Annotated in this window: 23 protein-coding genes; 10 read left to right on the top strand and 13 right to left on the bottom strand. The window is 57.1% G+C overall.

Going from position 1 to position 24,696, the window contains the following annotated elements:
• Nucleotides 1-2: 2 nt before the first annotated feature.
• Nucleotides 3-602 (bottom strand): superoxide dismutase, encoded by a 600-nt coding sequence (locus AC2FLO_RS03240; RefSeq protein WP_496751313.1) that lies wholly within the window; start codon nucleotides 600-602, stop codon nucleotides 3-5.
• Between the two features lie 100 nt (nucleotides 603-702).
• On the opposite strand from AC2FLO_RS03240, the gene AC2FLO_RS03235 reads away from it, so the two are divergent.
• On the top strand, nucleotides 703-1,464 hold the full coding sequence (locus AC2FLO_RS03235) for an FkbM family methyltransferase (protein ID WP_496804145.1): 762 nt from the start codon (nucleotides 703-705) through the stop codon (nucleotides 1,462-1,464).
• A gap of 207 nt (nucleotides 1,465-1,671) precedes the next feature.
• Here AC2FLO_RS03235 and AC2FLO_RS03230 read toward each other — a convergent pair whose 3' ends face one another.
• From AC2FLO_RS03230 to AC2FLO_RS03210, 5 genes are all read right to left on the bottom strand, one after another.
• On the bottom strand, nucleotides 1,672-2,058 hold the full coding sequence (locus AC2FLO_RS03230) for a hypothetical protein (protein ID WP_496751311.1): 387 nt from the start codon (nucleotides 2,056-2,058) through the stop codon (nucleotides 1,672-1,674).
• 263 nt (nucleotides 2,059-2,321) lie between these two features.
• Entirely contained in the window at nucleotides 2,322-2,888 is a 567-nt protein-coding gene (locus tag AC2FLO_RS03225) for a sarcosine oxidase subunit gamma (RefSeq protein WP_480584975.1), read from the bottom strand.
• Nucleotides 2,881-5,895 (bottom strand): sarcosine oxidase subunit alpha family protein, encoded by a 3,015-nt coding sequence (locus AC2FLO_RS03220; protein ID WP_496804144.1) that lies wholly within the window; start codon nucleotides 5,893-5,895, stop codon nucleotides 2,881-2,883. The genes AC2FLO_RS03225 and AC2FLO_RS03220 overlap by 8 nt, the downstream gene beginning before the upstream one ends.
• Before the next feature lie 67 nt (nucleotides 5,896-5,962).
• Nucleotides 5,963-6,292, bottom strand: coding sequence for a sarcosine oxidase subunit delta (locus AC2FLO_RS03215; protein ID WP_480473438.1), 330 nt, complete (start codon nucleotides 6,290-6,292; stop codon nucleotides 5,963-5,965).
• A gap of 75 nt (nucleotides 6,293-6,367) precedes the next feature.
• Nucleotides 6,368-7,612, bottom strand: a complete 1,245-nt coding sequence (locus AC2FLO_RS03210) for a sarcosine oxidase subunit beta family protein (protein WP_496751309.1) — start codon at nucleotides 7,610-7,612, stop codon at nucleotides 6,368-6,370.
• A 176-nt stretch (nucleotides 7,613-7,788) separates the two neighbouring features.
• Between AC2FLO_RS03210 and ccmI the strand changes: the two genes are divergently transcribed.
• From ccmI to AC2FLO_RS03195, 3 genes are read left to right on the top strand one after another with little or no spacing between them, the layout of a single operon-like run.
• Entirely contained in the window at nucleotides 7,789-9,009 is a 1,221-nt protein-coding gene (gene ccmI, locus AC2FLO_RS03205; RefSeq protein WP_496751308.1) for a c-type cytochrome biogenesis protein CcmI, read from the top strand.
• Nucleotides 9,006-9,470 carry a Holliday junction resolvase RuvX gene (ruvX, locus tag AC2FLO_RS03200; RefSeq protein ID WP_267365234.1) on the top strand — a complete coding sequence of 155 codons (465 nt, stop codon included), beginning with the start codon at nucleotides 9,006-9,008 and terminating at the stop codon, nucleotides 9,468-9,470. Before ccmI ends, ruvX begins: the two co-directional genes overlap by 4 nt.
• Before the next feature lie 18 nt (nucleotides 9,471-9,488).
• Nucleotides 9,489-9,722: a DUF1289 domain-containing protein gene (locus AC2FLO_RS03195; RefSeq protein ID WP_209503450.1), complete on the top strand. Its 234-nt coding sequence runs from the start codon at nucleotides 9,489-9,491 to the stop codon at nucleotides 9,720-9,722.
• 622 nt (nucleotides 9,723-10,344) lie between these two features.
• Here the strand turns inward: AC2FLO_RS03195 and AC2FLO_RS03190 are convergent.
• From AC2FLO_RS03190 to dusA, 4 genes are read right to left on the bottom strand one after another with little or no spacing between them, the layout of a single operon-like run.
• Entirely contained in the window at nucleotides 10,345-11,073 is a 729-nt protein-coding gene (locus AC2FLO_RS03190) for a SpoIIAA family protein (protein WP_496806678.1), read from the bottom strand.
• A gap of 36 nt (nucleotides 11,074-11,109) precedes the next feature.
• Complete coding sequence (locus AC2FLO_RS03185; RefSeq protein WP_496751306.1) at nucleotides 11,110-11,892, bottom strand: hypothetical protein; 783 nt, start codon at nucleotides 11,890-11,892, stop codon at nucleotides 11,110-11,112.
• The gene (locus tag AC2FLO_RS03180; protein WP_496751305.1) at nucleotides 11,889-12,713 is read right to left on the bottom strand and encodes a sulfite exporter TauE/SafE family protein; all 825 of its coding nucleotides are present in this window, start codon (nucleotides 12,711-12,713) and stop codon (nucleotides 11,889-11,891) included. Before AC2FLO_RS03180 ends, AC2FLO_RS03185 begins: the two co-directional genes overlap by 4 nt.
• Before the next feature lie 18 nt (nucleotides 12,714-12,731).
• The gene (dusA, locus tag AC2FLO_RS03175) at nucleotides 12,732-13,739 is read right to left on the bottom strand and encodes a tRNA dihydrouridine(20/20a) synthase DusA (RefSeq protein ID WP_496751304.1); all 1,008 of its coding nucleotides are present in this window, start codon (nucleotides 13,737-13,739) and stop codon (nucleotides 12,732-12,734) included.
• Nucleotides 13,740-14,139: 400 nt separating this feature from the next.
• Between dusA and AC2FLO_RS03170 the strand changes: the two genes are divergently transcribed.
• The 5 genes from AC2FLO_RS03170 to AC2FLO_RS03150 all read left to right on the top strand — a co-directional run bounded on the left by AC2FLO_RS03170 (nucleotide 14,140) and on the right by AC2FLO_RS03150 (nucleotide 20,198).
• The gene (locus AC2FLO_RS03170) at nucleotides 14,140-15,459 is read left to right on the top strand and encodes a glutamine synthetase family protein (protein ID WP_496751303.1); all 1,320 of its coding nucleotides are present in this window, start codon (nucleotides 14,140-14,142) and stop codon (nucleotides 15,457-15,459) included.
• Between the two features lie 59 nt (nucleotides 15,460-15,518).
• Nucleotides 15,519-16,199 (top strand): type 1 glutamine amidotransferase, encoded by a 681-nt coding sequence (locus tag AC2FLO_RS03165; RefSeq protein WP_496751302.1) that lies wholly within the window; start codon nucleotides 15,519-15,521, stop codon nucleotides 16,197-16,199.
• Complete coding sequence (locus AC2FLO_RS03160; protein ID WP_209596891.1) at nucleotides 16,199-17,557, top strand: glutamine synthetase family protein; 1,359 nt, start codon at nucleotides 16,199-16,201, stop codon at nucleotides 17,555-17,557. The genes AC2FLO_RS03165 and AC2FLO_RS03160 overlap by 1 nt, the downstream gene beginning before the upstream one ends.
• A gap of 8 nt (nucleotides 17,558-17,565) precedes the next feature.
• Complete coding sequence (locus AC2FLO_RS03155) at nucleotides 17,566-18,870, top strand: NAD(P)/FAD-dependent oxidoreductase (protein WP_496751301.1); 1,305 nt, start codon at nucleotides 17,566-17,568, stop codon at nucleotides 18,868-18,870.
• Nucleotides 18,871-18,983: 113 nt separating this feature from the next.
• Entirely contained in the window at nucleotides 18,984-20,198 is a 1,215-nt protein-coding gene (locus AC2FLO_RS03150) for a DegT/DnrJ/EryC1/StrS family aminotransferase (protein ID WP_267365379.1), read from the top strand.
• Nucleotides 20,199-20,246: 48 nt separating this feature from the next.
• Here the strand turns inward: AC2FLO_RS03150 and phaR are convergent, their stop codons facing one another.
• The 3 genes from phaR to AC2FLO_RS03135 form a co-directional block, all read right to left on the bottom strand.
• Nucleotides 20,247-20,798 (bottom strand): polyhydroxyalkanoate synthesis repressor PhaR, encoded by a 552-nt coding sequence (phaR, locus tag AC2FLO_RS03145; protein ID WP_267365377.1) that lies wholly within the window; start codon nucleotides 20,796-20,798, stop codon nucleotides 20,247-20,249.
• A gap of 135 nt (nucleotides 20,799-20,933) precedes the next feature.
• Nucleotides 20,934-21,380: a phasin family protein gene (locus tag AC2FLO_RS03140; RefSeq protein ID WP_209503426.1), complete on the bottom strand. Its 447-nt coding sequence runs from the start codon at nucleotides 21,378-21,380 to the stop codon at nucleotides 20,934-20,936.
• Between the two features lie 130 nt (nucleotides 21,381-21,510).
• Entirely contained in the window at nucleotides 21,511-23,313 is a 1,803-nt protein-coding gene (locus AC2FLO_RS03135; RefSeq protein WP_496751300.1) for a PHA/PHB synthase family protein, read from the bottom strand.
• A gap of 111 nt (nucleotides 23,314-23,424) precedes the next feature.
• Here AC2FLO_RS03135 and phaZ point away from each other — a divergent pair, with 111 nt between their 5' ends.
• A complete protein-coding gene (gene phaZ, locus AC2FLO_RS03130) occupies nucleotides 23,425-24,696 on the top strand; it encodes a polyhydroxyalkanoate depolymerase (RefSeq protein WP_496751299.1) in 1,272 nt (423 codons plus the stop codon).

Here is a 24,696-nt window from a genome sequence, read left to right as displayed (position 1 = left end):
ACTTACATCCGCGACGCGACGTTTTCCCAGTTCACCAGATTGTCGAGGAAGTTCGACAGATAAGCCGGACGTTTGTTGCGGAAGTCGATGTAGTATGAGTGTTCCCAAACGTCACAACCCAGCAGCGCAGTCTGACCAAAGCACAGCGGATTCACGCCGTTTTCAGTCTTGGTCACGGCCAGCGAGCCGTCAGCATTCTTGACCAGCCACGCCCAGCCCGAGCCGAACTGACCGGCACCAGCGGCGCTGAACTGCGATTTGAATTCGTCAACCGAACCAAAGCTTTCGGTTAGAGCTTTCTCAAGCTCACCGGGCATGGCGTTGTCGCCGGGGCCCATCATTTCCCAGAACTGGTTGTGGTTCCACAGCTGGCTGATGTTGTTGAAGATACCGTTCTGCGCGATGGCATTTGCGTCGTAGGTGCCAACGATGATCTCTTCCAGCGACTTGCCGTCCCATTCGGTGCCGGCGATCAGTTTATTGCCATTGTCGACATAGGCTTTGTGGTGCAGATCGTGGTGATATTCCAGTGTTTCCGCGGACATACCCTTGGCTGCCAGCGCGTCATGTGCATAAGGAAGATCAGGAAGTTCAAAAGCCATGTCGGCCCCCTGTATAAATTTGAGTTGCGGTTCCCAAGGTTAAATGCTTTGGCAGCCGCCGCAGGTCAAGGGCCGAGACAAGAAAACCCGGAGGCAGGCGATGCTGACACAGGCGCGCAAGATGTTCTACCGCGCCCGCGGTTACTATGCGGGCAACCTGAACGGTGAGCCGTTTCGTCTGGACCCTTATCATTCAAAGTTCTGGCGTAAAGCCTCCACAGGCCAGTGGGAGCCTGAAACCTTTGCTGTTCTCGACCGGTATCTTTCGCCTGAAAGCGATTACCTGGATATCGGCGCATGGATCGGACCGACCGTTTTATACGGCGCGCGCAAGGCTCGCCATGTCTGGTGTTTTGAGCCAGATCCTTCGGCCTATCGATTTCTGGCGTGGAATCTGGACCTGAATGACATTCATAACGTTTCCGCTTTGGGTGTCGCGCTGTCGGATAAGTTCGGTGTCGCCCGCATGGCCTCGGTTCGTGGTGAACCCGGAGATTCTACCAGCTCCCTTCTGCACGACGGCGCGCACGGAACCGATGCCCTGACGATTGCCTGGGATCAGTTCGCCGCAGTGAACGATCTGTCCGCCGTGTCTTTGGTGAAGATGGATATCGAAGGCGCCGAATTTTCTGTGCTGCCAACACTGGTGCCATGGTTAAAGCAACAGCGCCCTGCCCTTTATCTTTCTACACATGCGGGACTGTTAGATTCGAAGACGCGGTTGGATCGTATGGAGGAATTGGCTGAGCTACTTTCGTTCTACACTCACTGCCAGACAAGTGACGAGACCTCTCGAAGCTTTGAGTGTATGACCAAAGCTTCGACCCTTTCCGGGTTCAAAACATTTTTGCTGACAGGTTAAGCGCCGCAATTGACGCGACGGCTTAGTATTCGCCTAGTACAGGCCTGCAGACGCAATTGGTTTGCACGTGCCTGTCCCATATGGTCGCAGACCCACATTTGCGTGCGAGAAGCTGACCCTCATTTTTATGGCATTGTTCTTGGGATTGAGCGTTGCAGTATAAGCGACCCTGTAGTCGCCTGTTGCTTGCGCTGGCAAGGTCACACGCTACGACAACCGATAATCCCCTTTCCCCGTTTTCTTGAATTTGGCGTCTGCCGGTGTTTCAACAGGAGTATTTGCCAGTTCATTTGACGCACGAATTGCTCCGTCATAGGCTCTTGCGCGCTTGCCGTCTGCATCAACGCTCAAAAGCACCTTGCGTGGAATCCATCCCCGATCCTGTGTGCTATGTAGGTCGCATTCATAGCTTTGCACTTCCGCCTGAGCGGCGGCAGCCAACAAACAAAAAGCCAGAAAAAAAGAAGTTAGTTTCATTAGTTTTACCATTTCTTGTGTTCTCTTTGTTTTCAACTCGCGCCCTTCGGCCGCCGGTCCTGCATTAGCAGCAGAGGGATCAAAAGAAGGGCTGTGAGAATAATGATGCTTCGTCATTACGACCTTGCGAAATTTAGGGCCTATCCGGGAAAATGACCATGCCATCTAAACCAAGTGCTTTGATTTGCAACCAAATTTTAAGTCAGACGCTCTTTCGCTTCCAGCGCGAACAGACTGAAGCACTTTCTCCAAATGGATGCAAGGCCGTCGCGCTCATAATCGTAAGCCCAGGTTGAAAAGGAATATTGAGTTGGCTGTCCTGAAAAAAGAAACCGCCCGCAATCAGCGGGCGGTCTTGTATTTTCGGGCCGAGGAAACTGTCAGTAAACGCCAACCTCACTGCCCGGTTGCGCCGCAACCTTCAGCAGTTTGAAAACGTAATCCGCTGCCGAACGGAAGCAGACCACGCGGAAGGTCTCGGCATCGTCCATCCAGAACGCACCTGCCACTTGCGCCAGGCGCGAGCGGCGGATTTGGCCGGGTTGGAAGGCCTCGGCCGACAGATCAACCGGGGCGACTTTGCCCAACACTTCTCGTGCGCTGGCGCCTGATATCGTGAATACCGCGCGGGCATCCGAGACGTTCACGGCCAGTGCGTGAGTTTTTCCCAAAGTTTTGACCATTGCGGCCAGTTTGGCCTCGACCTCGGCATAAGGGACCAGCACCAGCAGCTCGTCCGGTGACATCCAGCATACGCCGGTATCGCCGCTGACCAACGCCTCGCGCTGACCGGGTACGTTCTGTCCAGTCGCATCCTTTACGGCCTTGGCGAGGCTTTTGTCGGACAAGTCGCCGCGCAGGGTGATCATACCCTGCAGGCCACATTCCCTGACATTGGCGATGCCATCATAGCTGGCGTGGTTCAATGCGCTGATGGGTTCAGACATTCTGCTTCTCCCCGTCCTTGTCGAAGAAGATCGGGTCCACGATCTTGGCTTTGTAGGTTTTGCCGTCCGTGCCCGGGAACTCGACGATTTCACCCATCCGGTCCGGGCCGTGCTTGATCAGGCCCATAGCGATCCCTTTACCGAGGTTGGCCGAGTAATAGGTCGAGGTCACACGCCCGATCATGTTGCGCTGACCATTGGCATTCACACCCTCACCGACCGCATAGGCACCGTCCGGCAAAACTGATCCATCCACAGTCTCCAAACCGACCAATTTCCAGCGTTCTGGATCGGCCATGTGAGTCCGTGAATGGGCGCGTTTACCGAGGTAGTCCTCTTTCTTTTTCGACAGCGCCCAGTGCAGCCCAAGATCCTGCGGGATCACGGTGCCGTCGGTCTCGTCGCCGATCATGATAAAGCCCTTCTCGGCCCGAAGAATGTGCAGACATTCTGTGCCATAAGGCATCACACCGAATTCCTTGCCTGCCTCCACCAGGGCGTCCCAGAACGCCTGACCCTGCGAGGCAGGAACGGCGATTTCGTAGGACAACTCGCCCGAGAACGAGATGCGATAGGCGCGGCAGTCGAACGCGCCGATCTTGCCATCGCGCCATTCCATGAAGGGCAGTGCCTCGCGGCTGACATCCATACCGCCCAGCTTTTCAAGAACCTTGCGGGCGTTCGGGCCGACCACAGCGACCTGAGCATATTGCTCGGTCACGTTGGCGACATAGACTTTCCAGTCCCACCATTCGGTTTGTAGCCATTCTTCCATGTGACCATGGATACGCTCGGCCCCGCCGGTGGTGGTGTGGCACAGCCAGGTGTCCTCATCGATGCGGGCGACCACGCCGTCGTCGATCAGAAAGCCGTTTTCCGAACACATCAGCCCATAGCGGCATTTGCCAACCTTCAGCGTGGACATCATGTTGGTGTACAACATGTCCAGAAACTTGCCTGCGTCGGGGCCTTTGACGATCAGCTTGCCCAGCGTCGAGGCGTCCAGCAGGCCAAGGTTTTCGCGGGTGTTCTTCACCTCACGGTTCACGGCGTCATGCACGGATTCACCAGGACGGACATAGGCGTAGGTCCGGCGCCAGTGGCCGACCGGCTCCCAGTCCGCGCCGTTCTTGTCGTGCCAGTTGTGCATTGGGGTCTGACGGATCGGCTGGAACACTTCACCCCGCGCTTCACCGCCGATCGCGCCCATCGAGATGGGGGTATAAGGCGGGCGGAAGGTCGTGGTGCCGACCTTCGGGATTTCGGATTCCAGCGCATCAGCCAGAATCGCCAAGCCATTGATATTGCTCAATTTACCCTGATCCGTCGCCATGCCAAGTGTGGTGTAACGCTTGGTGTGCTCAACGCTCTCATAGCCCTCGCGCGCAGCCAGTTGGACGTCCGAGACTTTGACGTCGTTCTGGAAGTCGAGCCAGGATTTCATGCGCAGCTGGATTTCGGCGTTTGCCGGCATCAGCCAGACAGCCTCCATAGGAGCTTCTGCAGTGGTTTCGCCAACCGGAGCCTTGATGTTTTTGGGCTTGAATCCGGCCGCCTTGGCTGCTGCTTTTCCTACAGTGTGGGCGTCAGTCAGAACATCGCCCAGCGCCAACGCGCCATTCGATGCCCCGGCGGCCAGAACAAAACCTTCGCCATTTGCGCCCAGCGGCGGGCGCGAGGGATCGGGGCGGAAAAAGGCATTCGCGTCATCCCAGGTCAGCTTGCCACCGCAATGAGACCACATATGAACGACCGGCGACCAGCCGCCCGACATGGCCACTGCATCTGCTTCAACCTCTTCACGAGCGCCTCCAACACCTTCCTGGTTGCAGATGGCGACTTTTTTGACGCGCTTGCCGCCCTTGACCTTGGCAATGGCCTTGCCCGGATCAACGCGGATACCCAACTGGCGGGCTTCCTCTGCCAAAAGTCCAGCCGTTGCCCGTGCGTCAACAATACGCAAAACATCCACACCCGCTTGCTTCAGCGTAATCGCGGTGCGATAGGCGTCGTCATTGTTGGTGGCGACGATGACACGTTCGCCCGGGGTTACACCCCAGTTCACGGCATAATCGCGCATGGCCGAGGCCAGCATCACACCCGGAACATCGTTACCCGCAAAGGACAACGGGCGTTCAATTGCGCCGGTTGCAGTCACAATTTGCTTGGCGCGGATACGCCAAAGGCGGTGGCGCGGGCCCTGCACGCCCGGCGTGTGGTCTGTCAGGCGTTCATAACCCAGAACGTAACCATGGTCATAAACACCCGCGCCCATGCAGCGAGAGCGCATGGTGACGTTGTCCATTGTTTCGAGTTCGGAAACCAATTGCTCCACGAACTTATCCACAGGCTCATCATTGACTGTGCCGCCGTCAACCGGAGCGCGACCGCCCCAATGTGCGCTCTGCTCAATCAGCAGAACCTTGGCACCCGAAGCTGCCGCCGCCTTTGCCGACTGTAGGCCAGCCACACCGCCACCGATGACCAGAACATCGGTGAAGGCATAGAAGTGCTCATAGGTATCGGCATCGCGGCTGTCCTTGTCGGGCGCTTTGCCCAGACCGGCAGACTGACGGATGAACGGCTCGTAGACGTGCTTCCAGAACGGTTTGGGGTGGATGAACGTCTTGTAGTAGAAGCCAGCCGGCAGGAACCGGGCGAATGCCGTATTCACCGCGCCGATGTCGTGTTCAAGGCTTGGCCAATGGTTTTGCGAAACCGCAGTCAGGCCGTTGAACAGCTCGGTCGTGGTGGCGCGCTGGTTCGGTTCAAACCGGTTGCCCTGCCCCAGCCCGACCAGAGCGTTTGGTTCTTCCGCACCGCTGGCGACAACGCCGCGGGGGCGGTGGTATTTGAACGACCGGCCCATCATCATCTGATCGTTGGCCAGCAGCGCCGAGGCAAGCGTGTCGCCCTCATAGCCCTGCATCGACGTGCCATTGAAGGTAAACGTGACCTTTTTCGACCGGTCAATCAGCCGGCCTTGTTTTGCGAGACGGGTGCTCATTGTGCGGACCTTTCGCGGGTGGAGGCGTCGGAGCCTCCGGCGGGAGTATTTGTGAAAAGATGAAGCATCAGGAGAATTCTCTCCAGGTCCATCCAGGGCGCTTTGCGGCGATGGCCTCTTTGATGTCCTGCGGCGGCTCGGAGGTCTGAGCCGTGTAAGTGCCGAACACTTCTAGCGTGCTTGTGCAGCGCGCCGCGTGAAACCACTTGCCACAGCCATTGGCATGGCGCCAGCGTTCAAAGTGTACGCCTTTGGGGTTTTCGCGCATGAACAGGTAGTCGTGGAACTCGTCATCCGACGAGCCGGGACCAAAACGCTTCAGATGCGCCTCGCCACCGGCGGCCAGTTCTGTTTCTTCGGCGTCAACGCCGCAGTAAGGGCAATTCAGGATCAGCATGTTGTCATCCTTTTGGCGGTTGGTTGGCGCCGCGGCCAACCAGAATTCTGTTTCTTGGCAACCTCGGACCCACCTTCAGTGGGCAACCCCGGCGGCCACGCTTTCGTCGATGAAGCGGCCTTCCTTGAAGCGGTCCAGCGAGAAGGCCTCGGTCAAAGGTGAATGACCTGTGGCCATCAGCTGCGCCATGCCCCAGCCCGAGCCCGGGATTGCCTTAAAGCCGCCGGTGCCCCAGCCCCCATTGATAAAGCAGCCCTGCAGCGGAGTTTTCGACAGGATAGGCGAGCGGTCACCGGTCATGTCCACAATCCCACCCCACTGGCGCAGCATCTTCAGGCGCGAGATCATCGGGAAGGTTTCGACCAAGGCGCGGACGGTTTCCTCGATATGATGGAAGCTGCCACGTTGGGTGAAGTTGTTGAACCCGTCGGTACCACCACCGATCACCATCTCGCCCTTGTCAGACTGCGACATGTAGCCGTGAACGGTGTTGGCCATCACGACCACGTCCATGCAGGGTTTGATGGGTTCGGATACCAGTGCCTGCAATGCGACGGCTTCCAGCGGAAGACGGAAGCCCGCCATCTCGGCCAGTTGACCGGAGTGGCCCGCAACGACGATACCCAGCTTGTCACAATCGATGGCACCCTTGGTGGTGTCTACGCCGACGACACGACCGTTTTCCGAGCGTACGCCGGTGACCTCGCATTGTTGGATGATATCCATACCCATCGCCGAACAGGCGCGCGCATAGCCCCACGCCACGGCATCGTGACGCGCAGTGCCCCCGCGTTCCTGCCAGAGCCCGCCCAGAACCGGATAGCGGGGACCGTCCAGATTGATGATAGGCACAAGTTGCTTGACGCGTTCGGGCCCGATCCATTCGGTCTTCACACCTTGAAGGGCGTTTGCATGGGCCGTGCGCTGATAGCCGCGAATCTCATGCTGGGTCTGCGCCAGCATGATCACACCACGCGGGCTGAACATGATGTTGTAGTTCAGATCCTGGCTCAGATCCTCATAAAGGCCACGTGCTTTCTCGTAGATCGCCGCCGAAGGATCCTGCAGGTAGTTCGAACGGATGATCGTTGTGTTTCGACCCGTGTTACCACCACCCAGCCAGCCTTTGTCGATCACCGCGACATTCTGAATGCCGTAGTTCTTGCCAAGGTAATACGCGGTCGCAAGACCATGCCCGCCAGCACCGATGATGATGACGTCATAACGTTTCTTGGGCTCGGGCGAACGCCAGGCGCGTTCCCATCCGGTGTGATAGCGCAGGGCCTCCCGCGCGACAGCAAAGGCTGAGTAGTGTTTCATAAGCGAATCCATCCGGTTCGGTGATTGCGCGCAGATATGCCGCGCGGCGACAGTTTAACCGCGCCGCGCAACGCCGCAATATCGCACTATTGCGACATGTCGTTCATTCGCGGCCATTTGTCCCTTTTGTCGGACGCCCCACAGGTCTAAGTCAGGGCAGTATCTTCGGAGGGGCCATGACGTTCTGGGTTCTGATTTTTCTTGTCGCGCTTCTGATTGCGGCATTTCTGAGCTTCACATTGCTGCGCAAACGCCGCGGGGATGAACCTGCGGCGGCGTACGATCTGCGGGTGTATCGCGAACAGCTGACCGGTGTGGACCGGGATCTGGCGCGCGGGGTGATTGGTGAGGCAGATGCGGAACGGGTCCGCACCGAAATCTCCCGACGAATTCTTGCCGCTGACGAACAGATGAAAATGGGTGGCTCGGGTGCCGGGCCATCTCGGACCGTCTCGATTGTGACAATCCCGGTTGTCATGCTGATCATCATCGGGGGCGCGATGGCGATGTATCATCGTATTGGCGCCGTCGGGTTGCCCGACATGCCCCTGACCGCGCGACTGGAACTGGCCGAGGAGGTGCGCGCCAATCGTCCGTCCCAAAGCGCCGCAGAAGAACTGGCAACCCCACCTCAAGCGGCGCAGCTTGACGAAAATTACGCGTCCCTTCTCAAGCAGTTGCGAGAGACCGTTGCGGCCCGCCCAGATGATTTGCAGGGGCAGATGCTTTTGGCGCAGCATGAGACCAATTCAGGGAACTTCAAGGACGGATATACCGCGCAACAAAGGGTGATCGAACTGTCAGGCGACGCAGCCACAGCCGAGCATTACGCGGATTTTGCCGAGATGATGATCCTGGCTGCGGGTGGATATGTGTCGCCCGAAGCTGAACAGGCCCTTGCCGAAGCTTTGAAACGCGATCCTCATCACGGTCCGACCCGGTATTACTGGGGGCAAATGCTGGTTCAGACAGGTCGACCAGACCTTGCCTACCGCATTTGGGTTGAAACGCTGAGGGAAGCCCCAACAGGCGCACCATGGGCAGGCGCGATCCGGGATCAGATAGATGAGTTGGCCTTTCGGGCAGGGGTTTTCAACGCACCGGACCTGAGCGCTCCGTCCGGCCCAAGTCGCGAAGACATGGCCGCAGCAGCGGAAATGAGCCCCGAGGAACGGCAGCAGATGATTCAGGGAATGGTGGATCAGTTGTCCGACCGCCTGGCGACAGAAGGCGGCGCGCCCGAGGAATGGGCTCGTTTGATCGCCGCACTGGGTGTTCTGGGTCAGGGCCAACGGGCCATGGATATCCACAATGAGGCGCTGGAGGTGTTTGCCGGAAACACCGAGGCGTTGCAGATCATTGATGCCGCAGCCCTGCAAGCCGGGATTGCGAAATGATCCACGACGTGTTCGAAGACTTCGCCAAGGCGCTGCCCCCGATGCAAGCGCTGATTGGGCTGGATCTGGGCGAAAAGACCATCGGTGTCGCAGTCTCCGACCGGATGCGGGGCGTGGCCAGCCCGTTGGAGACTGTAAGGCGCAAGAAATTCACACTCGATTCCGCCCGGTTGATTGAAATTGCTACGGATCGCGAGATTGGCGGCATTCTGTTGGGTCTTCCCAAAAACATGGACGGCACAGAGGGGCCGCGCTGCCAATCTACGCGGGCATTTGCGCGAAACCTGTCCCGTCTGACGGAATTACCTATCGGATTCTGGGATGAACGGCTGAGTACGGTTGCGGCAGAAAAAGCACTGCTTGAGGCGGATACGTCACGAAAACGTCGCGGACAGGTTATTGATCACGTTGCAGCAGGTTATATCTTGCAGGGAGCGCTGGACAGGCTGCGCTTTTTGTAACAGGTCGGAGACCGATCGATGACGAACATGGTTTGGAAGCGCAATGAGGTCGAAAGCCCTTGTGTCCAGATTTGTGTTGTCCATCCAGCCGAGCGTATCTGCACCGGATGTTACCGCACGATTGACGAGATCTCTCGCTGGTCCAGGATGGACAGCAGCGAACGCGCTGAAATCATGAACGACCTGCCGTCTCGTAAACCGCGGCTCAGCAAGCGGCGCGGCGGGCGTGCCGCTCGCATGAATGGCTCCTGACCGATCAGCCTAGACGTTTTGATGACATTTCTGCCGGCTGTGCAGCGCTTTTCGGGATAGGCGCGTTCGGCGCGGTGCCCCGTAATTCTTTCTGAAACAGAAACGCAATCTCGGATTGGCTGGTTTTGGACCGCCGATCATCATTGCCCACGCATTCCGATTGCAGCACGTCAGCCGCACGTTTGGTCTTTTTGGTATTAGTGAGTCTTCCGATCAAAGTCTTTAGTGGCATTGCGGACGTCCCGTTTCCAGTAACCGTGCCACTGCGGGTCGAGTTCGAGCTCCGTGGGGGTCTAGCTCTTGAACATTGTGGTTCAACGTGAGTGGTAACCCGCAGCGACAGGGTGTGGCTAAAGGTATTTCCCGTCACAAGTAGGGGGAAAACACGCGGCCTTTGATCGTTTTTGACGCCTCAATCAAGAAAAACTCACAAAAGCACATAATTTCCTTACGTCACTTTTCGATCCGACTTTGCCAAGACTGGGAAAGTTGGGGCTGAAGCTGTGAAAATCCGCCGTCAGTAGCCGAATCATGCCTGACATCGCACAACCGGATCAGTGACTGCGTCACGGACCTTGACCGATTGGGTGATGCCTGCTCAGGCGTTTCACAGTCGAGGGTTTTATCCGGCGGCAAGCCATGCCCTAGCGTTGTCGTATTCTTCAGACGGGAAAAACTGAGTCCTGGTCCCTAACACGTGGCTCGCGACCTTCTGCGCCATACGCTGCCAGCTTTTGTCCCCAACGATGGCAGCTCGGTCCAGTTGTCCGATGTGCCGGCTGGCCAACCGAAAATGCGCCGCAAGCGCTGACAGCCCTTGCCAGCCGTCAAACTCCCTGAGGTCTATCAGCAGGCGAAACCCTGGCCGGTCCTGTAACAAGGCATCCAGATCACGTTCTGCCTGTTTGTACCATTCAGGGTCCAGCTTGCCCAATAGGCTGATCTGAACACATGGGCCGCTCAGGTCAGTCACGTGGATCGATCCCAGGGACTCACGCATCCAGCGTCGGGCCGCCTCAAGCTCGACCAGATCAAACACCTGAACCGGACAGGGCAGGATGGGGGCCGCCAGACGAACGCTTGTCTGCACCCAGCTCTGGTCAGCAACAACTGCGATCCGGTCGAAACCTCGCCAATGGCTTAACCCCAGCTTGGTGTCGGACCAGGCCGCGCCCAGATCGTACCCCTGGAATTCAGGTTGTATTATCGCCAGTAGCCGAACCGTGTCATGTTCGGTTAGCGCAGCCTCGATCGCGGGAACCAGAGTATTGGCGTAATCGGCGCTGGTCACTTGCCCCGACAACTCAACTTCTATGAGTGCACCGTCAGAATTCGTATGAACCGTCATCATCGGTCAAAACCTCCAAAGCCAAATAATGACAGGACGTTAGGCGGATTCGATCCATTCTGCTACTCCACCGGAGCATTCGGGGCGGAAATAGGCGATCATTCGACCATCCTGCCCCGCCGTCGCCCCTGCGGCCCAAGGTGCAACCCCGTGCAGGCAATGGCGGTGCAGCAGATAGGCCTCTCCCGGCTTTGCAGGCACCTCGATCCTTGGGCAGGTCGCAAACACCTCGCGACGGGCGGATTGGTAGATATCCGTTATGTCAACGTCGTGCAGGACCTCAGGCGGCATCCCTTCAAGCGCCTGCCTGAACGCGGCCCGTAGAATGTCATGACTGCCGTCCCACACCACCATCGGAGACGCGTCTGCGCTGGCCTCGGTCAGTGGAATGCCCAGAATCCAGGCATGAGGTTCGTCAACCCGGCGGCGGCGATCCGGCCCTGTTGGGCGCAAACCGTCCACATGGGCCGCATCCCTGTTTCGACGGTAGCGGGTGGCCGCTTCATTCTCACCCCGGCGCGGGCGCGGATAACCCGGATAAACAACAGAAACCTGCCCCTTGTGCAGCGGTAAATCTCCAAAGTGTTCGTCGATGAATGCCATGGCCTTGCCGTTCAACGGCCCGGACTGCCCGACCCTGCCCTTCGTGTCATTGGGCAGTGCGTCGACACCGATGAACCACGTCCCTTCACAATCCAACCATTCCGCATGGGCCGGATCCTTTGTAGACGCCCGTGCGGCAGGCAAAGCGTGGTTCATCCATTCGGCCAGCACCGGATCATACGGGAATTTCACCCAGCCCCGGGCCGAAAAATCGCTCATAAGCCCACGGCCTTGCGCAGCATGTTCAGCGCGACCAGCGTCAGGAACACGGCGAAGACACGTTTCAACGGTTTTGGGTCCATTGCATGGGCCAGCTTTACCCCCCAGGGCGCGGTGATCATTGTCATTGCGACAACGATCCCGAAGGCCACAAGATTAACCGCGCCAATGGTCAACGGGGGGCGATGCTCGGGCGTGATATCCACAAACAAGAACCCAATGACCGAGGGCACGGCGATGATCACCCCAAACCCGGCAGCTGTCGCGACCGCGCGGTGGATAGGGGTGTTATAGAGGCTCATCAGCGGCACACCGAAACTGCCGCCGCCGATGCCCATCAGAACGGAAAGAAACCCGACCAAAGGGGAAAGGACGGCCCGTTTGATACCGCCGGGCATTGCGTCGCCCAACCGCCATTCTGTGCGACCCAACCCAAGATAGGCACCGATCACCATGCCCAGAATTCCGAACAGTGCCTGCAAAGCCTCGGTCCGCAGGGCCGATGCGACCAGCACTCCGACAATTGCGCCGACGACAATACCCGGCCCCCAACCGCGCAGGATATCCCAATCCACCGCACCCTTCTTGTTGTGAGCAAGAACTGACCGCATCGACGTTACAATGATCGTGGCCAGCGACGTCGCCAGACAGAGCTGCATCAATTGCGGACCACCATAGCCAAGCGTTTGAAACGCATAGAAGAACGCGGGGACCAGAACGATACCGCCGCCCACTCCCAACAGCCCGGCGAGCACACCGGCCAGCGCGCCGATCACAAGCAAAAGGCCCATCATCTGGGCCAGCAACATTGTCTCGGGCATCGTCCCCCCTTTTGCCGTTTAAACCTCGACCATCGGCGCTATGTGGTTCAGGGCCTGTAGCATGACTTCTGGCCCGGCCGCTTCATGCACGGCCCCTTCGGACAAGGCGCGCCGCCATGCCCGCGCACCGGGACGCCCTGCAAAGAGACCCAGCATATGCCGCGTGATCTGGTGCAAACGCCCGCCATTGGCAAGGTGCCCCTCAACATAGGGCACCATTTCTTGAACAATCGTCATCGGATCGCGAACGGTTCCAACGCCAAATACGCGCCGGTCAGCATCTGCCAGGATATCACCGGGTTGATGATAGGCCGCCCGACCGATCATGACACCGTCAAGACCCGCGTCCAGATGTGCGGCTGCTTCGTCCAAGCTGGCGATACCGCCATTGATCGATATATGCAGATCCGCAAACGCGGCTTTCATCCGATGCACAAGGTCATAATCAAGCGGTGGAACATCGCGGTTTTCCTTGGGGCTCAACCCCTGCAACCACGCCTTGCGCGCATGGATCGTTACTCTTTGACAACCTGCCGCGCTGATCTGCTCAAGAAACGCAGGCAGAACTTTTTCTGGCTCTTGATTATCCAAGCCGATGCGGCATTTGACCGTGACATCCACATTTACCGCGTCGCGCATTGCTGCGACGCATTCTGCAACCCGCGCCGGATCTTTCATCAGAACCGCCCCGAAAGTACCAGACTGCACCCTGTCCGACGGGCATCCACAGTTCAGATTGATCTCATCATATCCTGCATCAGCACCCAAACGCGCCGCTTGCGCCAGCTCCTCCGGATCGGACCCACCCAACTGCAAAGCCACGGGATGTTCCTGCGGTGAATGGTCCAACAGATGCAGCGCCCCACCCCGAACAAGCGCCGGTGCGGTTACCATCTCGGTATACAGCAGGGTTTCCGAGCTAAGCAGTCGATGAAAATACCGACAGTGGCGGTCGGTCCAGTCCATCATCGGCGCAATGCTCAGCGTGGCATGGTGTTGAATGTTATCTCTTCCACGTGCAGTCAACTCAACCATCCTCAAGAGTACGAAACCCGCAGCTATCATAGAAAAATCGTCGAAATAAGCCAATTTTTGAGGAGTCGCCAAAAGAAGCTGCTTTGCGGGTTCAGGCGTCGCATCAAATCCGATCGCCGCGCTTTCAACACTGGGAAAATCTAACCACTCTCTGACTTGCCGCAGACAACACCATTGTGGAATATGTTCAATGGATTAACAGATACTCCCATGGTGTTTTCACTGCTGGAAATGCGAGACGCGAGCTTTGTCGGCAGGACCACTTTTGCACTCAACCAAAAACTATGTCGAGCAGCCACATCTGACCCAAAAATCAAAATTTGATCAAATTTGGTGACAAATCCGATCCATTGAAGTACATCACGGGGAAACAGAATTGACGGAGCCCCAAATGGACCTGAGCGCCCTGCACAGTTTTCGTGTGACTGCCTGTGACCTGAACGGTCAGATGCGGGGCAAGCGCGTGCCCCCTGAATATGCGAGCAAGCTGGAGAAAGGCGCAGTGCGAATGCCGTTCTCGGCGCTCAATGTCGATCTCTGGGGCGCGGACATCCACGGCAGCCCGCTGGTGTTTGAAACCGGCGATGCTGATGGCGTGCTGCGACCAACCGACCGAGGCCCGGTGCCTGTCCCCTGGCTTCCGAAAGAAACGGCGCTGGTTCCGATGAGCTTGTATGACGATGCAGGCACTCCGTTTGCGGGTGATCCGCGTCACGCTCTGTCTGCCATTCTTGACCGATATGCCAAACGCGGTTGGTCGGTCGTCGCGGCGACCGAACTGGAATTCACACTCATCGATGCCTCGGGCGCGCAACCGCAACCTCCGTTGAACCCGATCACCGGGCGCCGCCTGCTGCACGAATCCGTTCTGTCGGTCGCTGAAATGGACGCGTTCGAGGATTTCTTTACAGACCTCTACGATGGCTGCGCCGCCATGGACATCCCCGCGCAAACCGCCATCTCGGAAAGTGGCGTTGGCCAGTTCGAAATCAACCTGAATCATCAGGATGCCATGCGCTGCGCCGACGATACGTGGCTTTTCAAGGCGTTGACGCGCGGCCTGGCGCGCAAACACGGGTTTGCCGCAACATTCATGTCAAAACCCTATGCCGATGATGCGGGCAATGGGATGCATGTGCACTTCTCAGTGCTGGACCAACGCGGGCGCAATGTGTTCGACAATGGCGGGCCTGAAGGGACCAGCATTCTGCATTCCGCTGTCGCGGGTTGTGTGGCGGCCATGCCAGGCAGCACCTTGATTTTTGCTCCGCATGGCAATTCATACACCCGGCTTGTACCGGGTGCGCATGCGCCGACCGGGGCCTGCTGGGCCTATGAGAACAGAACAGCCGCAATTCGCATCCCGGGTGGAGCACCGGCAGCGCGGCGCATCGAACACCGCGTCGCGGGTGGTGACATCAACCCTTACCTGATGCTGACGGCGGTATTGGGCGCAGCCCTTGTCGGGATCGAAGACGGCCTGCACCCCCCTGCCCCGATCACAGGCAATGCTTACGATATTGAAGACCTGCCCCAACTGATGCCGGACTGGGCAACTGCAATTGACAGGTTTGAAACCGACCCCCTGGTCGCCCGACTTTTCTCGGCTGACCTGATCCAGTACCTGACCATGACTAAGCGACAGGAAGTTGAACGATTTGAGCGTATCACTCCTGAAGATCACTGGCTGAGCTATCTCGAGGCGGTTTGACCCCCCTTGCCGCCTCATTCGGACTCAGCTAGAGTGAATTTGATCAAATTTGGTGACACATGAAAATCGGCATATTACAAACCGGCCACACACCAGATGCGTTGCATGGCGAATTCGGCGACTATGATGAGCTGTTTCCTGCTCTTCTCGGTGGCAACGGATTCGAGTTCCAGACCTTCGCCGTGGTCGACGGCATATTCCCAGGCAGCGCGGATGACGCAGATGGCTGGGTCATTACCGGTTCGCGCCACGGCGCGTACGAAGACTTGCCATGGATCGCCCCACTGGAAGACTTGGTCAGAGAGATACAGCAAAGCGGAAAGCCACTGATCGGCGTATGCTTTGGACATCAGATCATCGCGCAGGCACTGGGCGGCAAGGTCGAGAAATTCAAGGGCGGATGGGCTGTCGGACGCACTGAATACGAGTTTGACGGCAACACAGTCTGGCTGAATGCCTGGCATCAGGATCAGGTCGTCGAGCTACCCGAAGGGGCGCGCGTTCTGGGTCAGAACGCATTTTGCGAAAACGCTATGCTGGCTTATGGAGACACGATCTGGACAGTTCAGGCCCACCCTGAATTCACCAATGGGTTTGTCGCGGGCCTGATGCGCACACGGGGAAAAGGCATCGTTCCCGAAGACCTGATGCGCGAGGCCGCAAATCGCGAAACCGCTCCGGATGACAACGCCACAATCGCGCGCCATATGGCCGAGTTTTTAAAGAAAGAGAGAGCCTGATGGCTGATTGGACTGATAAACTGCCGGAAGCCGCCAAAGCCTATTTCCACGGACAGCGGCTGGACGAGGTCGAATGTATCATCTCGGACCTTCCCGGAATTGCGCGCGGCAAGGCCGTGCCTGCCACGAAATTTGCCAAGCAATCCTACTTTCACTTGCCCGACAGCATCTTCTTCCAGACCATCACGGGGGACTGGGGTGAAGCCGCGGGTGACGACGGGTTCATCGAAAAGGACATGATCCTGAAGCCCGACTATTCGACGGCTTCAGCCGCGCCCTGGACCGGGGACTGGACGCTGCAGGTGATCCACGACGCCTATGACCGGGATGGTGATCCGATCCCTTATAGCCCCCGTAACGTTTTGAAACGCGTGGTCCAGCTGTATCACAACCGAGGCTGGAAACCGGTTGTTGCGCCAGAGATGGAGTTCTTTCTGGTCGCCCCCAACGTCGATCCCGCACAGGAAATCAAGCCGATGATGGGGCGTTCTGGCCGCCCGGCTGCGGCGCGGCAGGCGTATTCGATGACTGCGGTGGACGAGTTCGGCCCGGTCATCGACGATATCTATGACTTTGCCGAACATCAGGGGTTCGAAATCGATGGCATCACCCAGGAAGGCGGTGCGGGCCAGTTGGAGATCAACCTGCGCCACGGCAACCCGGTCAAACTTGCTGATGAGGTTTTCTACTTCAAACGCCTGATCCGCGAAGCGGCATTGCGGCATAATTGTTTTGCAACCTTCATGGCCAAACCGATCGAGGAAGAGCCGGGTTCGGCCATGCATATCCATCATTCGATTATCGACATGGAGACCGGCCAGAACATCTTCTCGGGCCCGCAGGGCGGCGAAACGGACGCGTTCTATCACTTCATTGCCGGGTTGCAGAACCATCTGCCCGCCGGTCTGGCCGTGATGGCACCTTATGTGAACTCGTATCGTCGTTACGTGAAAGACCACGCGGCGCCGATTAATCTGGAATGGGCTCGCGACAACCGCACTACAGGCATTCGCGTTCCTCTGTCCGGACCTGAATCGCGCCGTGTCGAAAACCGCATCGCCGGTATGGATTGCAATCCGTATCTGGGCATCGCCCTGTCGCTGGCGTGCGGCTATCTGGGTCTGGTCGAACAGGAGCGTCCGCGTCGTCAATTCTATGGTGACGCCTATGAAGGCGAAGGGGATATCCCGCAGGTCATGGGCGATGCGTTGGATCTGTTTGACGAAGCCACAGCCCTGCACGAAATCCTTGGCCCCGAGTTTGCCCGTGTCTATGGCATCGTGAAACGGGCCGAGTATGAAGAATTTCTGCAGGTCATCTCTCCGTGGGAACGGGAACATCTGCTGATCAACGTCTGAGACTTTTCGTGAACCTGCTCTATTCCAATGACCGCAAGGGCGAATACCCTGCCAGCTGGTATGCCGCGACGGCAAACCCAACGGAACGCTTTCCTGTTTTGGCCGAAGATATTACGGCGGATGTCTGCGTTGTGGGCGGCGGCTACACAGGCCTGTCCGCAGCATTGCATCTGGCCGAGGCGGGGTTCGATGTCGTTCTGCTTGAAGCCCACCGTGTCGGATTTGGTGCCTCAGGGCGCAATGGTGGCCAGCTGGGCAGCGCGCAGCGGATGGATCAGGAAGACCTTGAGCGTCTTGTTGGCGACCCGGATGCCGCAAAGCTGTGGGACCTGGCCGAAGACGCCAAGGATCTGGTCAAATCACTGATCGCCAAGCATCAGATCGCGTGCGACTTGCAACCCGGTGTCGCGGTTCTGGGTCTGTCAGCTTCGGAACGAAAAGAGCTGCATGACCATGCAGGCCATCTGTCCGACCGGTATCACTATGACCAGATCAAGCTGCTGGATGAAGACGAAGGCCACAAACTGTGCCCCTCACCCGCTTATAAGGGTGGGTATCTGGACATGGGGGCCGCTCATCTGCACCCATTGAACTTTGCGCTGGGGTTGGCGCAGGCTGCGGCCAAAGCGGGTGTTCGCATCTTTGAGGGCACCGAAGTCATCGGTATTGATGAAACCCGGCCTGCCCTGATCCGGACCGCCAGGGGGAACGTTAGGGCCGACCATGTTGTGCTGGCCTGCAATGGCTATCTTGGCAATCTCAACCGGACCGTCGCGGCCCGTGTCATGCCCATCAACAACTTCATCGCAGCGACCGAACCCCTTGGTAGCGAGGCTGCGCGGGTCCTGACGCAGGATGTCGCGGTCGCGGATACCAAGTTCGTGGTGAACTATTTCCGCCTTAGCGCCGATGGCCGGCTTTTGTTCGGTGGCGGCGAAAGCTATGGCTATCGTTTTCCTGCGGATGTCGCTGCGAAGGTCCGCAAGCCGATGACCGAGATTTTCCCACATCTGCGCGATGTCAAAATCGACTACGCTTGGGGTGGGACGCTGGCCATTACCATGCGGCGGATGCCTTATCTGGTGCGTATCGCACCCAATATTCTGTCTGCTTCCGGCTATTCCGGTCATGGTGTAGGCACGGCGACCCATGCCGGGCAACTGATGGCGCTGGCCATTCAGGGACAGGCAGAAGGGTTCGATACAATGGCCCGCGTGCCAACCCTGCCCTTCCCCGGCGGATCCGCCCTGCGCAACCCGCTGCTGGTGCTAGCAATGACATGGTTCGCCTTGCGGGACCGGCTTGGGATCTGATCCACGTTACTTGTGACAAATTGGTGAATTTCCGCTGGCGCGGCGATTGAGGGCTTGGATTGCCACCTGAATAGCTTTATCTTTACCAAAGATAGAATTCGGGAAATCCAAATATGACGCTTCCACCAAACGTTCATGACGCCGAACCCATCCCAGAAGCAGCAAAAGAAGCCATCGACGCCCTGATGCAGTCGGGCGACTTGTTTCGTTATACCGCCCCGCAAGATGCCCCGGTGTCTTTGCTAGAGGCCGAGTTTGCCGAACTTCTGGGCACAAAATACGCTCTCGCTGTTTCATCCTGTTCTGCTGCGCTGTTTCTGTCACTCAAGGCACTGGGTTTGCCGCGCGATGCGCGCGTCCTGATCCCCGGCTTCACATTTGCCGCGGTTCCCTCGTCAGTCATTCACGCGGACTGCATCCCGGTTCTGTGCGAAGTGAGTGAGAATTATCGCATCGACATGGCCGATTTCGAGGCCAAGCTCGACAGCGTTCAAGCGGTTATCATCAGTCACATGCGCGGCCACACATCTGATATGGACGCGATCATGGCGCTGTGCGACGCGCGTGACATCCCGGTTATCGAAGACGCTGCGCATTCGCTGGGCACGACCTGGCATGGCAAAAATATCGGAACCATCGGCAAGGTCGGCTGTTTCTCGTTTCAGTCCTATAAGATGATCAATGCGGGCGAAGGCGGTATTCTGATCTCAAACGATGCTGATCTGGTGGCCCGTGCCGTCATCATGTCGGGCGCGTACGAACATAACTGGAAGAAACACAAAGGACCGCACGGCGACAACTCGCCCGAGCTGGAAGAGGCCTTCGCTCGCTGGCAGAACAAGTTGCCGCTTTATAACCTGCGTTTGAACAACCTGAGCGCCGCTGTTATCCGCCCGCAGATCCCGGAACTGGCCCGTCGTGTTCGCGACGGTCTGGCGAACCACGACTATGTTGCCGGACGCTTGAATACCTCACCCCATATCAACGTGCCCGCGCCCTTGCTCCCCGAACAGCGCGCGCCGGATTCGATTCAGTTCAATCTGGTTGGGTTGCAGGAACACGAGATTCGCGCATTTGCCGCCGCATCCGAGGCACGCGGTGTCAAAGTTCAGGTCTTTGGCCTGAGCCAGGACAATGCGCGCGCCTTCTGGAACTGGCAATTCCTACCGGAAACGTTCGAGCTTCCGCAAACACGTGACATGCTGATGAAAGCGTGTGACGTCCGACTGCCCGTACGCCTGACGCGCGCAGAGCTGGACGTGATTGCAGATATTCTGCTGGCCGCCGTTGGCGAAGTGACCGGCCCAATGCCGGTCTACGGTACCTGAGACTAGAACTGGCTCACTTAAATGGTGGGCCTTTTCCTCCGGCTCACCTTAATTCAGTTTCGAAAGCTTCTGTTGAAGTTCAGCCAACTGTTTCTTGATATCGTCAAGATCCTCTTTCGGCTCTGACTTTTCACTTTCCTTCTCTGGCGAGGACCATCTGCCAGACAACCCACCTGTCATAGCCTTCAGAAATGCCTGCTGCTGTGCTTGCAACGCTTCAAAACCCGGCATCTGGGACATCGGGTTCATAGCGTTCATGTTTTCCATCATCTTGCTTTGGCTTTCGCGCAGCATATCGAACGAGCTTTGCAGGAATTGCGGCATCATGCCCCCGCCCGGCAGCATGTAGCTGCGCACCAGATCATTCAGAACATTGACCGGCAGCACATTCTCGCCGCGGCTTTCATGTTCAGCAATGATTTGCAGCAGATACTGCCGTGTCAGGTCGTCGCCGGATTTCAGGTCGATGATCTGTACTTCGCGCCCGTCACGAATGAATCCCGCGATATCTTCGAGCGTCACGTAATCGCTGGTCTCGGTGTTATACAGCCGACGGCTGGCATAGCGCTTGATCAGCAGCGGTTTTTCTTGGTCCGACACCGTGTTCCCTCCCCAAGGATGATGCGTTGCAGCACAGGTTATGCGAGTGCAGCACAAAAAGAAAGGGCAGGTCAATGGACCTGCCCACCGCGATTGCACCTATAGGGAGGGTCGGGTGCGTTTCGCTGACTTTTCTTACTTCGCAGCAGCAGCTTTTTTAGCGGCTGTGGTCACGTCGTTGGTTGCTTTTTTAACAGCAGCGGATGCTTCTTCCGCAGCTTCTTTACCAGCAGCCATCAGCAGTTCGACGGTTTCGGTCTGAACTTTTTTTGCGATTTCTGCGAAAGCGGCCATGTTCTCGGCTGCAACTTCAGCGGACGCGCTTGCGAAATCGGTTGCTGCTTTTGCGTAGTCGGCAGGCTCTGCCTTGGCTTTCGACATCTCGGTCAGTTTGGCCAGCGTGTCTTTGGTCCATTTGCTCGAGATCTCTGCCGATTTCTCAGCTGCTTCCAGAGCAACGCCCGACAGCTTTTCGTTCAGCGAAGCGGTCGATTTGAATGCGCCTTCCATTGCGGTTGTGTCCACAGGGAATGCACCCATCATGTCTTTCATGATCGCGGTAAAGTCTTGGGTCTTAGCCATTGTCATAATCCTTTTAGCCAGTCCGGGCCCACCCCGGGTTTCATCAGCTTCAGGACAATATGATTGCTGCAACGCAGCATTGCAAGTTTTTTTTGCTGCATTGCAGAAAAATTTAAGTTTCAGAATGAAATCAGGCGTTTGGTTTTGCCACTACATACGTTCCGGGTGCAGCAGCCAGGCTCGGGTGCTTCGAATCGCCGGGTTTGCGGGCCGGTACCTGCTTGCCCGACCGTTTTTTCAGCCAGGCATCCCACATGGGCCACCATGACCCTTCATGAAAGTCGGCTTCCTTCAACCAGGTGGCGGCGTCTGGTTTCAAATCCGGGTTGGTGTAATGCCCGTACTTTTTCTTGCTGGGCGGGTTCACAATACCCGCAATATGACCCGACTCGGAAACCACGAAAGTTTTTGATCGCGAGCCCATCTTTTGCACACCGCGATAGCAATCTTTCCACGCCGCGATGTGATCGGTTTCGCATGTGATGGCCATAAGGGGCACATCAACGTCACCAAGCTTTAGCTTATGCCCCAGCAACTCAAAGCCATCGGTGGCAAATTCGTTGCGCTGGCATAGTCCACGCAAGTACTCCACCGCCATTTTCGCCGGCAGGTTGGCTCCGTCACCGTTCCAGTACAGCAAATCAAAGGCCGGGGGCACTTCACCCATCATATAGCTGCGAATGGCCGGGCCATAGATCAGGTCACGTGATCTCAGGAAGGACATTGTGCGCGCCATGATCCACGACCGCAGAACACCTTCCTTTTTCACTTCTTCTTCGATTCCGTCGATAAAATCGTTTTGAAGGAAGGGCGTGAACTCTCCCTGATCAGAAAAATCCGTCAATGCGGTGAACAGGGTCGCCGATTTGACCGATTTGTCTCCTCGCTGTTTCAGCAGAGACAGCGTCAGGCTCAGGGTGGTGCCCGCGATGCAATACCCCACAGCGTTGACCTGTTTGACCTTGCAAATCTTCTTGGCTGTCTCGATTGCGGTCAGGAAACCGTCCTGAATGTAGTCTTCCATGCCTGTTTCGGCATAGCTTTCGTCCGGATTGACCCAGCTTACAACAAACAGGGTATACCCCTGTTCGGTGATCCATTTGATCATGCTGTTCTGGGCTTTCAGGTCCAGAATATAGAACTTGTTGATCCAGGGCGGAAACAGAACAATCGGAGTCTCGTAGACCGTTTCAGTCGCTGGCTTGTACTGGATCAGTTCCATCATCCGGTTGCGATAAACCACCTCCCCCGGCGTCGTCGCCAGGTTACCGCCGACCTCAAAGGCACTTTCATCTGCCAGTTTGACGACCAATTCTCCATTATTGGCCTCCAGATCTGACACAAGGTTTTCCAACCCCTTGATCAGTGACTGGCCCTCGGTTTCGACCGCTTTTTGCAAGGCATCCGGATTGGTCGCCAGAAAATTTGTCGGCGCCATCATGTCGACGATTTGTTGCGAGAAATATTGCAGCCGCCTTTTGTCTTTGGCATCCAGATCATCCACGGACGCAACAGCCTGCGCGATTGCTTGCGCATTGGTCTGGTATTGCTGGCGGATCAGACGGAAATAGGGATTGGTCTCCCAAAGGGGGTTCGAAAATCGCTTGTCTTCTGGCTTGGGTGCTTCGCTTTCCACGTCAGACGCAGTCAGTGCTTTCTGCGCCTCGGCAAAGTTCAACACTGACTTGCCCCAGAATTCTATCTGCTGTTCCAGTAATTTGGCGGGATTTTGCCAAGCCTCGGCCCAATAGGCACTTGCTGCTCGTGCGAAAAGTTCTTGATTCGGGCCGTCCAGCGCGGGCGTGTGGGGCCGTTTTACAGCCATGACCTCAATCAGGCGCTTCGATAACTTCTCAACCTTTTCCATATTTTCTTTAAGGCGTTCAATGTGTTCTTCGGATACGTCTGGCATGTGGTCTTCACTAGTTGTCATTTTAACAATTCCCCCCTAACCTCGCTGCTATGCAGAATAACGTCGTGGGTGCTGGGGGGCAAAGCGACGAATGGTCCGAACTATCAGGCTGACACTCAGGAGGCCCCATTTATGCGCTACATGATGACCTACGACCTGATGGAAACTGCGCGAAACACCAACCAGTGGCTTGGTGCAACCGCCAGCGCGATGGCGTCTTATCCGATGTTTTCCATGGTGCCGAACCCCGCATTCAACTGGATGGCCGCCTGGGGTGAAGTGACCGAGCGTACGTTCCAGCGGATGGTGGCAAAGCCCGATTGGGGTATTCGCACATTCACCTGCGAAGATGGCAAGGACCACCTGGTTGAAATCACGACTGTTCTGGAACGCCCTTTTGGTGATCTGGTACATTTCCGCGTCAATGGCCGGAAAGAACAACCGCGCAAAGTGCTGTTGGTTGCCCCGATGTCCGGGCACTATGCAACGTTGCTGCGCTCGACGGTGAAAAGCCTTCTGGTCAATTGCGAAGTCTACATCACAGATTGGCATAATGCGCGCGATATCCCTGTATCCGCAGGTAAATTCGATGTCGAAGACTACACGCTCTATCTTGTAGATTTTATGAAAGAGCTTGGGCCAGACACCCATGTTGTTGCCGTTTGCCAACCGGCGCCTCTGACATTGGCTGCAACGGCGTACCTGGCCGAGATTGAACCCAAAGCCCAGCCAAGCACCCTGACGCTGATTGGTGGCCCCGTCGATCCGGACGCAACGCCGACCGATGTGACAGACTTCGGCCGTCGCGTCACTATGGGCCAGTTGGAAGAAACAATGATCCAGCGCGTTGGCTTCAAGTACAAGGGCGTAGGGCGCATGGTATATCCGGGACTGCTGCAATTGGCCTCGTTCATGTCCATGAACGCAGATCGTCACTCCAAAGCGTTTTCCGACCAGATCCAGCGCGTCATGCGGGACGAAGCCTCGGATCAGGATGCCCATAACCGCTTCTACGACGAATACCTGGCCGTGATGGACATGACTGCCGAGTTCTATCTTTCGACGGTCGAGCGGGTCTTCAAGAATCGAGAGATTGCGAGAAACGAGTTCTTGGTCGCGGGTCACAAGGTGGACATCAGTAAGATTACCGATGTTGCGGTGAAGACTGTCGAAGGTGCAAATGATGACATCTCTGCACCCGGCCAGTGTATTGCCGCGCTGGATTTGTGCACCGGCCTGCCCGACAGCAAAAAGGCAAGCCACGTTGAACCCGGCGCCGGTCACTATGGTATCTTCGCAGGCCGCAGCTGGCGCGACAACATTCGCCCTCTTGTGATTGATTTCATGAACGAAAATGCACGAAAACCAAACCGTCGCGCGGCCAATTCCAACAAGGTTGCCTAA

The organism is Ruegeria sp. TASC047, from assembly GCF_059612445.1.
Note: the sequence above shows the minus strand (reverse complement) of the source record. Positions and strands in the feature narration are given on the sequence as shown.